General features: G+C 64.4%; 13 protein-coding genes. 1 reads left to right on the top strand and 12 read right to left on the bottom strand.

Annotated features, from left to right (window positions below; translation table 11 throughout):
* Positions 1-438 precede the first annotated feature (438 nt).
* The 9 genes from BMW76_RS20990 to bamE form a co-directional block, all read right to left on the bottom strand.
* Complete coding sequence (locus BMW76_RS20990; RefSeq protein ID WP_090868535.1) at positions 439-855, bottom strand: CopD family protein; 417 nt, start codon at positions 853-855, stop codon at positions 439-441.
* A gap of 28 nt (positions 856-883) precedes the next feature.
* Entirely contained in the window at positions 884-2,155 is a 1,272-nt protein-coding gene (locus BMW76_RS20985; RefSeq protein ID WP_090868533.1) for a glutamate-5-semialdehyde dehydrogenase, read from the bottom strand.
* 229 nt (positions 2,156-2,384) lie between these two features.
* Positions 2,385-3,524, bottom strand: a complete 1,140-nt coding sequence (holA, locus tag BMW76_RS20980) for a DNA polymerase III subunit delta (protein ID WP_090868531.1) — start codon at positions 3,522-3,524, stop codon at positions 2,385-2,387.
* A gap of 46 nt (positions 3,525-3,570) precedes the next feature.
* Positions 3,571-4,122, bottom strand: a complete 552-nt coding sequence (locus BMW76_RS20975; RefSeq protein ID WP_090868528.1) for an LPS-assembly lipoprotein LptE — start codon at positions 4,120-4,122, stop codon at positions 3,571-3,573.
* A gap of 71 nt (positions 4,123-4,193) precedes the next feature.
* Positions 4,194-6,788, bottom strand: a complete 2,595-nt coding sequence (gene leuS, locus BMW76_RS20970) for a leucine--tRNA ligase (RefSeq protein ID WP_090868526.1) — start codon at positions 6,786-6,788, stop codon at positions 4,194-4,196.
* 255 nt (positions 6,789-7,043) lie between these two features.
* Complete coding sequence (locus tag BMW76_RS20965) at positions 7,044-7,550, bottom strand: ExbD/TolR family protein (RefSeq protein WP_090868524.1); 507 nt, start codon at positions 7,548-7,550, stop codon at positions 7,044-7,046.
* A 38-nt stretch (positions 7,551-7,588) separates the two neighbouring features.
* A complete protein-coding gene (locus BMW76_RS20960; protein ID WP_090868522.1) occupies positions 7,589-8,326 on the bottom strand; it encodes a MotA/TolQ/ExbB proton channel family protein in 738 nt (245 codons plus the stop codon).
* Between the two features lie 60 nt (positions 8,327-8,386).
* Positions 8,387-9,184, bottom strand: coding sequence for a 4-hydroxy-tetrahydrodipicolinate reductase (gene dapB / locus BMW76_RS20955; RefSeq protein WP_090868520.1), 798 nt, complete (start codon positions 9,182-9,184; stop codon positions 8,387-8,389).
* A 242-nt stretch (positions 9,185-9,426) separates the two neighbouring features.
* Positions 9,427-10,287 (bottom strand): outer membrane protein assembly factor BamE, encoded by an 861-nt coding sequence (bamE, locus tag BMW76_RS20950; RefSeq protein WP_177200437.1) that lies wholly within the window; start codon positions 10,285-10,287, stop codon positions 9,427-9,429.
* 151 nt (positions 10,288-10,438) lie between these two features.
* Between bamE and fur the strand changes: the two genes are divergently transcribed.
* The gene (fur, locus tag BMW76_RS20945; RefSeq protein ID WP_012401967.1) at positions 10,439-10,867 is read left to right on the top strand and encodes a ferric iron uptake transcriptional regulator; all 429 of its coding nucleotides are present in this window, start codon (positions 10,439-10,441) and stop codon (positions 10,865-10,867) included.
* 135 nt (positions 10,868-11,002) lie between these two features.
* On the opposite strand, the gene BMW76_RS20940 is transcribed toward fur, so the two are convergent.
* The 3 genes from BMW76_RS20940 to BMW76_RS20930 form a co-directional block, all read right to left on the bottom strand.
* Positions 11,003-11,515, bottom strand: coding sequence for an ureidoglycolate lyase (locus tag BMW76_RS20940; RefSeq protein ID WP_090868516.1), 513 nt, complete (start codon positions 11,513-11,515; stop codon positions 11,003-11,005).
* A 39-nt stretch (positions 11,516-11,554) separates the two neighbouring features.
* Positions 11,555-12,565 carry an allantoicase gene (gene alc / locus BMW76_RS20935; protein WP_090868514.1) on the bottom strand — a complete coding sequence of 337 codons (1,011 nt, stop codon included), beginning with the start codon at positions 12,563-12,565 and terminating at the stop codon, positions 11,555-11,557.
* Between the two features lie 108 nt (positions 12,566-12,673).
* Positions 12,674-14,002, bottom strand: coding sequence for a C4-dicarboxylate transporter DctA (locus tag BMW76_RS20930; RefSeq protein ID WP_090868512.1), 1,329 nt, complete (start codon positions 14,000-14,002; stop codon positions 12,674-12,676).
* Positions 14,003-14,135: the final 133 nt, after the last annotated feature.

Below are 14,135 nucleotides of genomic sequence, written 5' to 3'. Positions count from 1 at the left end.
CGTCACCTGACAGAGAAGAGTCCTGACCTACATAGTCGATATGGCCCAAGCGCTTCCACAAGAAACAGGGCACGGGGTGGCCGAAGGCACACACCCAGGGGTAAAGGTCGAATAGTGCGGATGCTTAGATATGCGGAAAGAAATGGGCCGAGCGACCCGGAAAACGAATCGGGGCCATGTCACGAACATCGAGCGCCACATGAGAACGCACAACGGCGGCAGTTGCCGCGGCATAGGCCGCCACTGTAAGCCAGTAAAGTAGGAACGTGCGAAGGTCAATCAGATCGCCACGAACACGGCCGCCGCCGGATGGTGCTCAGGCCGGCCGAAGCGGACACCCGAAACCTCCGGCACGCGGCCCCAAATGCACAAAGCCCGGTTTGCTGTCTCCAGCAAACCGGGCTTTTTATCGACGCCGCGAATCGAACGGACCGAAAATCAGAAAGGCTTGATCACCACCAGCGCAACGGCTACGAGCATGCCAAGAACAGGCAGCTCATTGAACATCCGATACCACTTGTCCGAGCGACGGTTTTCACCGCGCTCGAAAGTGCGCAGCAGCACGCCGCAATACGCGTGATAGACGACGAGCAGCACGACCACGCCGACCTTCGCGTGAATCCAGCCCTCACCGCTGCCGATCCCGATCACCAGCCACAGCCACAAGCCGCACGCCAGCGCAGGCACCGCGATGAGCGTCATGAAACGAAACAGCTTGCGGGCCATGATCAACAGACGTTTCACCGCATTCGGATCGGTCTCCATCGCGAGATTGACGAAAATCCGCGGCAGATAAAAGAGGCCCGCGAACCACGAAGCGACCAGAACGATGTGAAACGTCTTGACCCACAACATCTGTGATCCTTGTTGGTTTTATGAGCGGTTATTGGCGACCTTCGCCGTGTCCGAGCACGACGTATTTCATCGATGTCAGCCCTTCCAGTCCGACGGGCCCGCGCGCATGCAGCTTGTCGTTCGAGATGCCGATCTCCGCGCCGAGCCCGAATTCGAAGCCGTCGGCAAAACGCGTCGATGCGTTGACCATCACGCTCGCCGAATCGACTTCGCGCAGGAAGCGCATCGCGCGATCGTGGTCTTCCGTGACGATCGCGTCCGTGTGATGCGAGCCGTATTCGTTGATGTGCTCGATCGCCTGATCGATGCCATCGACCACCTTCACAGCGAGCACAGGCGCGAGGTATTCGGTGCGCCAGTCCTCTTCCGTCGCATCGACGAGCGGACCAACGCCAGCGGCTTCGAGCACCTTACGCGCTGCCGGATCGACGCGCAGTTCCACGTCCTTGCCGCGATACAGCTTGCCGAGCGGGGGCAGCACCTCAGCCGCCACGCCGCGCGCGACCAGCAGCGTCTCCATCGTGTTGCAGGTGCCGTAGCGGTGCGTCTTCGCGTTGTCGCAGACGTTCATCGCCTTCGCAATGTCCGCGCGATCGTCGACATACACATGGCAGATGCCGTCGAGATGCTTGATCATCGGCACGCGGCCTTCTTCGATCAGGCGCGCGATCAGGCTCTTGCCGCCGCGCGGCACGATCACGTCGACGTATTCGGTCATCGTGATCAGCTTGCCGACGGCCGCGCGATCCGACGTTTCGACCACCTGCACGGCCTCTTGCGGCAAGCCCGCCTTTTCCAGCCCTTCGCCGATAAGCTTCGCGAGCGCCGTGTTGCATTCGAGCGCCTCGGACCCGCCGCGCAGAATCGTCGCGTTGCCGGATTTGAGGCACAGCGCGGCCGCATCGATGGTCACGTTCGGCCGCGATTCGTAGATGATCCCGATCACGCCCAGCGGCACGCGCATCTGGCCGACCTGGATGCCGCTCGGCCGGTACTTCATGTTGCTGATCTCGCCGATCGGATCGGGCAGCGCGGCCACTTGCCGCAAGCCTTCGACCATCGTCTTCAGCGCCTTGTCCGACAGCGTCAGGCGATCGATGAAGGCAGCGTCGTGTCCCTTGTCGCGAGCGCGCGCGAGATCCCGCGCATTCGCTTCCTTCAGCGCATTCGCTTCACGCTCGATGGCAACTGCAACGGCTTCGAGCGCGGCGTTCTTCGCGGCCGTCGACGCCCGCGCCATCGCGCGCGACGCGTGACGCGCGCGGCGGCCGAGGTCGGTCATGTACTGGTCGATATCCATGGTGATTCCCGTTGTGCCGCGTTCTGCACGAAGCGCGGCGGACAATTTCTGCAAGCGGAACGATGCGACGATTGTAAGACGTGTGACTTCAGCGTGCTCTGCGCGGCGGCGCCGTGCCACCGTTTCACGGACCGGGAAAGGCTGCCGGACGGCCTGACGAGGAACCTGGAGACACGCAAGCGCTGCTGGCGCGCGGCTCTGCGTGGCGATCCGTCAGGCGTGCGGCAGCCTACGACGGTCGGCGCATTGGCACTGGCCGCGCAGGAGCCGGCCGACCCGGCGCGGGCCGCGTCGGCGTAGCGCGCGCATGCGAAGACTGCGCGCCGGCGACAGCCATCGCGAGTTCGAAGAGGCCCGCCCATGGATCGGGCGGTGGGTCATTGCGATGATTGCCATGCGTAGCGCCCGACAAGCCCTTCACCTGCCGGTCGAGCTTCGCCGCCAGCGCGAGCGCTTTTTCGAGCGAGGCTTCCGTCACGCGCGACAGCGCCGGCCCGACGAGCCGCTCACGCGGGCCCCACACGCGGTTCTCGCGCAACAGCATCGCGAGCGGCTTGCCGGCTTCGACGCCGCGCTTGATCCGCAGCAGCGTGCGAATCTCTTCGACGACGGCCCACAGCACGAGCACGGCCGCCTCGCCCTCGCCCTTCAGGCCGTCGAGCATGCGCGACAGCCGGCCGACGTCGCCGGCCAGCATCGCTTCGTTGAGCTTGAACACGTCGTAGCGCGCGACGTTGAGCACGGCATCGTGGATCTGTTCGAACGTCAGCGCGCCGGACGGATACAGCAGCCCGAGCTTCTGGATCTCCTGATGCGCCGCGAGCAGATTGCCTTCGACGCGCTCCGCGATGAACTGCAGCGCGCGCTTGCCGTCTTCGCCCGCCGCTACGCGCTGACCTTGCTGCGCAAGCCGCTGCCCGACCCAGCTTGGCAATTGCGCACGCTCGACGGGATCGATTTTCAGCGCGACGCCGGCGTCCGCCAAAGCCGTGAACCACGCGGCCTTTTGCGTCGCGGCGTCGAGGCGCGGCAGCGTGACGAGCGTCAGCACATCAGGATTCGCAGACGCCGCGAGTGTCTTCAGCGCATCGGCGCCTTCCTTGCCGGGCTTGCCCGTCGGAATGCGCAACTCGACGAGTTGCCGGTCGCCGAACAGCGACATCGACTGGCTCGCGCCGAGCAGCGAGCTCCAGTCGAACCCTCGCTCCACCGTGAACACCGTGCGGTCCGTAAAGCCGCTCGCGCGCGCCGCCGCGCGGATGCAGTCGCACGCTTCCTGCGCAAGCAGATGCTCGTCGCCGTACACGACGTACAGGACGGCGAGTCCTTTCGCGAGGTGCGCTTCGAGCGCGTCAAGACGCAGTTGCATGGCTACGGATGAACGAGAGTGAAAGCGGATCGATGCAGTCGGCGGATCAGAGCGGCGGCGGCGGCAGCGGCGCGCGCGGCGCGACGCCCGGCACTTCCTGGCCCGGCGCCGGATGCAGCGAGCGCACGACGGCAAGGCGCCGCATCAGCTGATCGACGGCGTCGTTCTGCATGTCGGCGTAAAGGATGTCTGCTTCGGCGGCCTTCGCCTGCGAGAACTGATCGCTATACGTCATCGCGCGATTCAACGCGATCGAGCTTGGCGGAATCAGCAAAGTGCCGTCCGAGCCTCTCAGCGTGTAGTTCAGCGAATAGTTCAGCGCGTATTCCTCGACTACGCCGAGCGAGTTCAGCGTCAGCACACCCGTTCCACGCGCCTCCGAAACCACCAGGACCGCGTCCGCGTTGCTGGACGAATTCACGATCACCGTGTCGCTGCCGCCCTGCACCATGCGCGTCAGGCGCGCAGCGACGGGCGGCGTCGCGCCCGTAATGGCGAGGCGCTTGAACGCATAGTTCTGCTGGCCGCGCAGCTGGAAGCCGCACGCGGACAGCAGCACCGCGCTGCACGCCAGGGTCAAAAACGATCTGCGGTTCACATGGGCTCCTGGTTCGCAGTTAAAGCGCAATCGCCATCGATCGGCATCAACGTGCACATTCGGCGCGACCGTCAGACGACGACGTTCACGAGGCGGCCGGGCACGACGATCACCTTCTTCGCCGGCTTGCCTTCGCTGAACTTCGCGAACATTTCGTGGGCGAGGGCAGCCGCTTCGATCGCTTCGCGCGACGCGTCCTTGGCGATCGTCACGGCGCCGCGCACCTTGCCGTTCACCTGCAACACGAGCTCGATTTCGCTTTGCTCCAGCGCCTTTTCGTCGACCTTCGGCCACGGCGCATCGAGCAGCGTGCCGAATTCGTCCGCGTAGCCGAGTTCCTGCCAGAGCTGGAACGCGATGTGCGGCACGACCGGGTACAGCACGCGCAGCAGCACGCCGTAGGTTTCGCGCAGCACGGCGGGACTTGCGGCCTTCGCACTTTCGAGCGCGTTGAGCATCTTCATTGCCGCCGACACGACCGTGTTGTACTGCAGACGCTGATAGTCGAAATCGGCCTGCTTCAGCACGCCGTAGATTTCGCGGCGCAGCGTCTTTTCGGTATCGGCGAGCTTCGCGGCATCGAACGATGCGCGCTCGCGCAGCGCCGCTTCGTTCGCCTGGCCGAACGCCCACACGCGGCGCAGGAAGCGGCTCGCGCCTTCGACGCCCGCGCCCGACCACTCGAGCTGCTGCTCGGGCGGTGCGGCGAACATCGTGAAGAGGCGCGCGGTGTCGGCGCCGTACTGGTCGATCAGCACTTGGGGATCGACGCCGTTGTTCTTCGACTTCGACATCTTCTCGACGCCGCCCAGTTCGACGGGCTGGCCGTCGGCGTTCAGCGTCGCGCCGACCGGGCGGCCCTTGTCGTCGTGCGTGACGGTGACGTCGGCCGGGTTGTACCAGGTCTTCTTGCCCGCGTCGTTTTCGCGGTAGTACGTCTCGTTGAGCACCATGCCCTGCGTGAGCAGGTTCTTCGCCGGCTCGCCGAACTTCACGATGCCGAGATCGCGGCAGACCTTCGCCCAGAAGCGCGAGTACAACAGGTGAAGAATCGCGTGCTCGATGCCGCCGATGTACTGGTCCATCGGCATCCAGTGATCGGTGCGCTCGTCGACCATCGTCTTCGCGTCGGGTGCCGCGTAGCGATAGAAGTACCATGACGAATCGACGAACGTGTCCATCGTGTCGGTTTCGCGCTTCGCGGCCGCGCCGCACTTCGGACACGTGCAGTTCAGGAACGCTTCCGATTTCGCGAGCGGATTGCCCGTGCCGTCCGGCACGAGGTCTTCGGGCAGCACGACGGGCAGATCCTTCTCGGGCACGGGCACGTCGCCGCACGACGGGCAGTGGATGATCGGGATCGGCGTGCCCCAGTAGCGCTGGCGCGAGATGCCCCAGTCGCGCAGACGCCACGTGACCTGCTTGTCGCCGAGGCCGAGCGCCTTGAGATCGGCGGCGATGGCATCGACGGCTTCCTGGTACTTCAGGCCGTCGTACTTGCCGCTGTTGACCAGCACCCCGTTTTCCTTGTCGCTATACGACTCGTGCCATGCATCCGTCGAGAACGGCTGGCCAACGACTGCGACCACCTGCTTGACGGGAATGCCGTACTTCTTCACGAACGCGAAATCGCGCTCGTCGTGCGCCGGCACGCCCATCACCGCACCTTCGCCGTAGCTCATCAGCACGTAGTTGCCGATCCACACCTCGACCTTTTCCTGCGTCAGCGGATGCGTGACGTAAAAGCCCGTCGGCATGCCCTTCTTTTCCATCGTCGCCATGTCGGCTTCAGCGACGCCGCCGTGCTTGCATTCGTCGATGAACGGCAGCAGCTCGGGCTTGTCCTGCGCGAGACGCGTCGCGAGCGGGTGCTCGGCGGCGACCGCACAGAACGTCACGCCCATGATCGTGTCGGCGCGCGTCGTGAACACGCGCAAGAGCTTCTGCTCGCCGTCGATTTCGTACGGGAAGCCGAAGTTCACGCCATAGCTCTTGCCGATCCAGTTCTGCTGCATGATCTTCACGCGCTCGGGCCAGCCGAGGCCGTCGAGATCGTTCAGCAGTTCATCCGCGTACTGCGTGATGCGCATGTAGTACATCGGGATTTCGCGCTTTTCGACGAGCGCGCCCGAGCGCCAGCCGCGGCCGTCGATCACCTGCTCGTTCGCGAGCACGGTCTGATCGACGGGGTCCCAGTTCACGGTGCCCGTCTTCTTGTACGCGATGCCCTTCTCCAGCATCTTCAGGAAGATCCACTGGTTCCACTTGTAATAGTCCGGGCTGCACGTGGCGACTTCGCGCGACCAGTCGATCGCGAGACCCATCGACTGCATCTGCTTCTTCATGTACGCGATGTTGTCGTACGTCCACTTCGCGGGCGGCACGCCATTGGCCATCGCGGCATTCTCGGCGGGCATGCCGAACGCGTCCCAGCCCATCGGCATCAGCGTGTTGTAGCCGTTCATCCGCAGATAGCGGTACATCACGTCGTTGATCGTGTAGTTGCGTACGTGCCCCATATGCAGCTTGCCCGACGGATACGGCAGCATCGAAACGCAATAGAACTTCGGCTTGTCGGCCTTTTCCGTCGTTTTGTACGCGTCGCTCGCGCGCCATTGTCCTTGCGCGGCGGATTCGACGTCGGAGGGAACGTATTTTTCGTGCATGGTGTGATGGGATCGCTGGTTCGGTGCCGCTTTTCAGTGCTTCGGCACCGGCCGGTGCTCTGCGTGAAGAAATGTCTCGTCGATTCCCCTTGCGTCAAGGGGAAAGGGCTGATTATACCGTCCGGGCGGGACGATGCCGCACGCGATGCGGCGGATGCCGTGCGTTTTGCGCGCCGATTGATTCGGATTCGATCCCTGTTAGATCCCGATTGGCGGTGAAAGCGGCTTTTGACCCGCCAGGCGACGCCTGGACGCTCACCGCGCGGCGGATGCTCCCGCTGTCGAAGGCGCGGGCTGGGGCGCGTTCGCGCCGCCTGTCGTCGCGGCGCCGGCTTTCGCATTGCTCGCCGACGGCGGCTCGGTCACGAAGCCGATTCTCTCCAGCCCCGCCTGCTGCGCCGCGCCCATCACTTGCGCGATCACCTCGTAGCGCGTCGAACGCTCGGCGCGCAGATGGATCTCGGGCTGTTCCTTTTGCTTGCCGGCGTCGTTGAACTGCGCGCGCATCTGCTCGAGCGTGATGGGCTTGTCGTTCCAGTAGAGCTTGCCTGCCGCGTCGATCGACAGCGTGATGGTCTGCGGCGTCGTGCGCGCCTCGGCGGACGCTACGCGCGGCAGATCGAGCCGGATCGCGTGCGTGAACAGCGGCGCCGTGATGATGAAAATGACGAGCAGGACGAGCATCACGTCGATCAGCGGCGTCATGTTGATGTCCGCCATCGGCGCGGCCGTCTTGTGTCTGTCGAGTCCGCCGAATGCCATGTCGTGCCTCGCTCTTTCCGTTTCAGCCTTGGCTGAGCCTAAGCCTGCGTCCGCGCAGGCGAGCGCCTGCCTTGCGCGTCGCGTATGTCGGCCCGCGCCGCGTCGTGCGTCTCGCCGGCGGGCGCGCAGACATACGCGTGCAGATCGTGCGCGAAGCCGTCGAGCTCCTCCGACAACTGCCGCACCATCCGTCCGAGCACGTTATAGGCGAGCACGGCAGGAATCGCCACGACGAGACCGAACGCCGTCATGATGAGCGCTTCGCCGACGGGCCCCGCGACGTTTTCGATCATCGCCTGACCGCTCGACGCGATGCTGCCGAGCGCGTGATAGATACCCCATACGGTGCCAAGCAGCCCGACGAACGGCGCGGTGCTGCCCACCGACGCCAGCAGCACCTGCCCGAACTCCAGCCGCCGTTGCGAACGATGCAGCGCCTGGCGCAGCGCCCGCAGCACGCGTTCGCTGCGCTCGACGCGCGCGAGCAGCACGCCCGGCATCTCGACTTCCGATGCCTGCAGCGCCGCTTCCGCCAACGGAGAAAAGATGTGCTCGCGATCGGCGAGCCGCAGCGCGGCGACGCCATCGGCGAGCGTCGGCGCCTGCCAGAAAAGTGCAATGGCGCGTGGCCCCTGGCGCTTCGCTCGCCCGAGCATCCAGCTTTTGACGATCAGGAAACACCAGCTCGCAATCGACATCGCCAGCAGCACGTACGCGACGCCATGCGTGATGGCGTCGCTGGATTGCAGGTAGTGGATGATGCCGGAGTTTGCCATCGGACCTCGCCGTTCGCCTCGGCCACGAGTGCTCCGGCGCGTGAGAACAGGTACGGGTGCCTAGCGGAGGCCGAGCACGTCCTGCATGTCGAACAGGCCGTTCCGATGGCCTTGCAGGAAACGTACCGCACGCAGCGCGCCTTGTGCATACGACAGACGGCTTGCCGATTTGTGCGTGATCTCGATGCGCTCGCCGATTCCCGCGAACAGCACCGTGTGATCGCCGACGATGTCGCCGCCGCGAATCGCCGAAAAGCCGATCGTCGACGGATCGCGCTCGCCCGTCACGCCCTCGCGCGCGTACACCGCGCAGTCTTCGAGCTTGCGGCCGAGCGCCTTCGCCACCACTTCGCCCATCGTCAACGCGGTGCCCGACGGCGCGTCCACCTTGTGACGATGATGCGCCTCGATGATTTCGATGTCGTAGCCCTGCGAGAAATGCGGCGCGGCGAATTCGAGCAGCTTCATCGTCACATTCACGCCGACGCTGAAGTTCGACGCGAACACGATGGCGATTTTTTCCGCCGCCGCGCGAATGTGCGCCTTTTGCGCGTCGTCGAAGCCCGTCGTGCCGATCACGAGCTTCGCGTTCGTACGCAGCGCTGCGTCGATGTGCCCGATTGTGCCCTCGGGGCGCGTGAAATCGATCAGACAGTCGGACTGCGCGAGCACCGCGTCGATATCGTCCGAGATCGGCACGCCCGTCTGCTTGCCCAGGAACGCTCCGGCATCCTGACCGAGTTGCGGCGCACCCGTGCGATCGAGCGCGCCGGAGAGCGTCGCGTCGGGATCGTTGAGGACGGTTTCGACGAGCATCCGGCCCATGCGGCCCGATGCGCCAGCGATGGCAATTTTCATGGGTAATCCAGCAAACAGCGCCGTCGAACGGCGCCATCGGGTTGCGCCAGGAGTCGCGCTGTCAGTTGATCCGAAAGGCAGCGCGCCGGCCGGCGATCAAGGAAACGATGCGAGCAACGGACACTCGTGCGCGCGCCGGAAAATATAGCGCGGCGACACGATGCGATGAGCCAAAGCGGCCGTGCATCGCGGCGAGACGCATGACGGGCGACGATGCGCCCGTCATGTTACGGACAAGGTAATCAGCCGCCCGTTCCCGGATTGGTCTGGGACGAATCCGGCGACGCCGCGACGGGCGCGCCTTTCGCCTGCCCATTGTTGCCCTTGTTGCTTTGCGGGCCCGTCGGACCGACGGGGTTCTCTTTCGGGACACCCTGGATCTGCGGAGGCGGCGGACGCGTGAAGCGAAACTGCGGCTGGCCCGGCTCCGTCGCGTTCTGCGGCACCCCGCCATTCGACGGCGGCGTACCCGCGCGCACCGATGGCGTCGTGCCGGGCGCGGGCGCCTGCACGGCATTGGTCAGGCGGTTCGCAGCCTGCGCGGCCTGCGCGTTCGGATCGACGGCGGGCAGATTGCCGGCCTGCGCGGCTTCGGACGTGGACGAGCGTGCCGTATCGGGCGTCGAGACAGGCGCGGACGCTGCCGCAACGGGCGCGCTCGCCGCACCCGCCGCGCTCGCGACGGCAGGCGTTACCGCCACTTTCTTGCCCGTGCGATCGCCGTCGATATCGGCGAGCAGTTCGAGGTTCGACGGCAGATCTTCGCCGCCCGTCCAGCTCGCGACGCGATCGCCCGAGAAGTTCACGATGAAATCACGCTGCTGGACGACCGAGGTCGAACCGCGCTTGAAGTAGAAGACGTAGTCCCAGCGGTCGGCGTGGAACATGTCGGTCAAGAGCGGCGTGCCGAGCACCTGTTTCACCTGTGCACGCGACATGCCGACCTGCATCTGCGCGGCCATTTCCTTCGATACGAAGTTGCCCTGAACCACGGTAATGCGGTACGGCGTGATGCTTTGGGCGACGCGCTGCGTCAGGCTGTCGTACGTGGAGCATCCAGCAAGAACCGCCACAGCCGCCGCGACGATCAAGGTGCCCCGCATGCGGCTCCCCCGGTTGATCAATAGAGCTTTTGGAATCATTTCCCTCACCGTGCGGGGCTTCCCGAGCCGCGCGAGTTTCCGTCGAAGATGACCTCAACAGCAATTCACATTACTATTAGAACCTTGCATTGTACTCTAGGGATCCCTTGCCATGACCAATCCAACCGATCTGAAAAATATCGGACTCAAGGCGACCCTACCGCGCCTCAAGATTCTGGAGATCTTTCAGCACAGCCCGGTGCGCCATCTGACGGCCGAAGATGTCTACCGTAACCTGCTGCATGAAGAACTGGATATCGGGCTCGCCACGGTGTACCGCGTGCTCACGCAGTTCGAGCAGGCGGGACTGCTGTCGCGCAGCAATTTCGAGTCGGGTAAAGCCGTTTTTGAGCTGAACGAAGGGACGCATCACGACCATCTGGTGTGCATCGACTGCGGCCTGGTCGAAGAGTTTTTCGACCCTGAAATCGAGAACCGTCAGCAGGCGATCGCGAAGGAACGCGGCTTCAAGCTGCAGGAACACGCGCTCGCTCTGTATGGCGCGTGCACGAAGGACAAGTGCCCGCATCGCAAGCACTGACTGCGTCGGGGCGCGATTCGGGGCGCGGTCCGGTTGACGTGACAGGCAATACGCAGAAAGGCCCGGCCGATGAAAATCGGCCGGGCCTTTTGCTTCTCCACTGCTTACGGGAAGCGAGCGACGCAAGCGAATGCCTCAGACAGCAACGGCCTCGAGCGATTCCCGTTCGAGCCGCCACGCTTGCGGCAACGACGCTTCGTCGCAGTTGGGCCCCTCGCCGCCGCGATCGACAATCAGGAAATCGCTCACGCGCTCCAGCGCCAGCAGCGGATGATGCCAGACGCCCTTCGCGTAGTTGACGCCCTGCCAGCCGCGCGTCGAGAACGCTCTGAGCTTCGTCGGATCGAGCTCGCCCGCCGGCGCGACGACGATCAGATAAGGCGTATCCGAGAGCGGTACGAACGCCTGGCTGCCCAGAGGATGCCGCTCCATCATCACGATATCGATCGGCCATGAGCGCGGCTGCGCGCGAAACACGTTGATCAGCGGACGGCCGCCGTGCGTGCTCACGTCCACTTTTGCGAGATCGTGATAGCGCTCGGTCGTGCCTTCGTTGATCGGATAATGCCGCGCGCCTTCCAGTTCGATCACGTCGCCGAAAGGGGCGAACGCTTCGCGCGTCAGGCGCTCGATGCGCAGTGTGTTCATGGCCTTCTCCGTGAGTCCTGCTGACCTGTTCAGTGTGCCTTATTCGATCTCGCCCCACAGACGCAGACGCGACACGCCTCCGTCCGGATAGATGTTGAAGCGCACGTGCGTGACAGGACCGAGCGCGGCCAGTTCGGCGGCGAACGTGTGGACGCTGTCCATTTGCAGCTTCTGTTCCGGCAGCAGGACCGGCCAGAACATCGCCTGCGTGACGAGCGAATCGTCGGTGCCGCCCGTGACGGACGCCGCCTGCAGCGAGCAGCGGTCCGGGAAATTGCCCTTGAAGTGCGCCGTATCCACTTCGACTTTGCGGATCACGCCGGGACGCGCAAGCGCGACGATCGCCCAGTCGTTGCCCGGCTCGCGGCGACGGCGCGTTTCCCAGCCGTCGCCCATGTTCACGCCGCGCCCCGGCATCAGCATCTGCGATGCCGGCCCGAAGTGCTGATTGTTCGCCGCGACCAGGTACGCGCCGTTTTCGATCGCTGCCAGATCGATGAGCGTGCCGCGCTCGGTCCGCTCCCAGTCGCGCTTCGGCTGTCCATAGACACGCAGTCGCGCGAGTCCGCCGTCCGGATACAGGTTCACGCGCAGATGCGTGAAGGCACGCGCATCGCCGACTTCGACGTAATGATGCTGGTTGCCCTGCAGCGTCGTCGCCGGGACGATGGTTTGCCAGTCGGCGTGATCGGCGGGCACGTCGCTGTCGGAGTAGCAGGCGTCGATCGACGCGGCCGGCGGGAAGTTGCCCGTGAAGTGGCTCGTGTCCAGATCGACGCCGTGCACGATGCCCGGCCGCGCCAGCCGCACGACGCAGTAGTCGTGGCCCGTAGTGCGCTTGCGGCGCGTCTCCCAGCCGTCCATCCACTTGCCGTGGTCGTCGTATTTGCCCGGGATGAACACGGCCGGCTGCGGGTCGAGCATGCGCTCTTTCGGCGCGAAGAATTCGTCGCTGGCGAAGAGCGCCTTGGCGCCGAGACGCGGGTCGGCAAGATTCATGTAGCGGCGCGTGAAGGCGGGTGCGTTCGGATCGAGAATCGGATTGGCCATGATCGGTTCGTTCAGTCTTCAGTCGAGTGAGTGAGTTGGCGGCGGGCCTTCGGAGTCGGAGCCCGCCGCCGTTGCCATGGGTGGTCGGTCAGATGGCGGAAAGCGTTGTCATACCGCGTGCGCGGGATTCGCGTGGCCCGCCTCTTCGCCGAGATCCGTGACGGTCGGCACGAAGCGGTAGTCGGTGTCGAGATTCAGCACGCGACGGGCGCGCGCCTTGTCGATGTCGTTCTCCCATACGCCGACGATCACCGTCGCCACACAGTTGCCGATCAGATTCGTCAGCGCGCGGGCGATGCCAACGAACCAGTCGACGGGCAGGATCAGCACGAGGCCGAGCACGGGAATCGCGGGAATCGCGGAGAGCGTCGCCGCGAGAATCACGATCGCGGAGCCGGGAATGCCGTGCGCGCCTTTCGACGTAATCAGCGACACCAGCACGACGACGATCAGATCGTGCGTCGACAGCGGCGTATTCGTCGCTTGCGCAATGAAGATCACGGCGAGCGTCAGGTAGATCGAGAAGCCGTCGAGGTTGAACGAGTAGCCGGTCGGAATCACGAGGCCGACCGTCGAATCCTTCACGCCCATCCACTCGAGCTTGCGCATGATCTGCGGCAGCACGGCGTCCGACGAAGCGGTGCCGAGCACGATCGACAGTTCTTCGCGCAGGTAGCGGATCAGCTTGAAGACGCTGAAGCCCGCGAGGCGCATCACGACGCCGAGCACGACCGTGACGAAAACGATGCAGCTCGCGTAGAACACGACGACGAGCATGCCGAGCTGCTTCAGCGACGCGACGCCGTACGTGCCCGTCGTGAACGCGATCGCGCCCAGCACGCCGAGCGGCGCCAGCTTGATGATGAAGCTCATCACGCGGAAGAACACTTGCGCGAGTTCGTCGATCAACCCGTTGACACGCTGCGCGCGTGGCCCGAGCAGTGACAACGCGGAGCCGATCAGCACGGAGAACACGAGAATCTGCAGGATGTCGCCCTTCGCGAACGCGTCGATTGCCGTGTCGGGGATGATCTTCAGCAGAAACGCCGCCGTGTCCTTCAGGCTCTTCGCGTGCTCGGTGTAGGTGGCGAGCGACGCGGCATCGAGCGAGTGCAGATCGACGTTCATGCCGACGCCGGGCCGCGTCACGTACGCGAGCACCGCGCCGATTACGAGCGCGATCGTCGTCATGATTTCGAAGTAGACGACGGCCTTCAGGCCGACGCGCCCTACTTTCTTCAGATCGCCGGCGTGCGCCATCCCGCTGACGACGACGCAGAACACGATGGGTCCGATCACCATCTTGATCAGCTTGAGAAAGCCGTCGCCCAATGGACGCAGCGACTGCGCGAAATGCGGAAACAGCGCGCCGATTACGATGCCCGCCACAAGAGCGATCACCACCCGGCCAAACAGCGAATTGAAGAACTTCAACACGGCTTTCTCCCGATCACGAGTTGGGTCTACAGTACGATCTTCCGTCACCTGTTCATACTGGTCCGACCAGTACTGTTATGGCGAATAGTAGGAAGCCGATATAGTCCGGTCAAGGATTTTGAGAACGGTGTTT

The organism is Paraburkholderia diazotrophica (assembly GCF_900108945.1).
In the GTDB taxonomy this organism is placed as follows: Bacteria; Pseudomonadota; Gammaproteobacteria; order Burkholderiales; family Burkholderiaceae; genus Paraburkholderia; species Paraburkholderia diazotrophica.
This window is presented reverse-complemented; position numbering and strand designations above follow the sequence as displayed.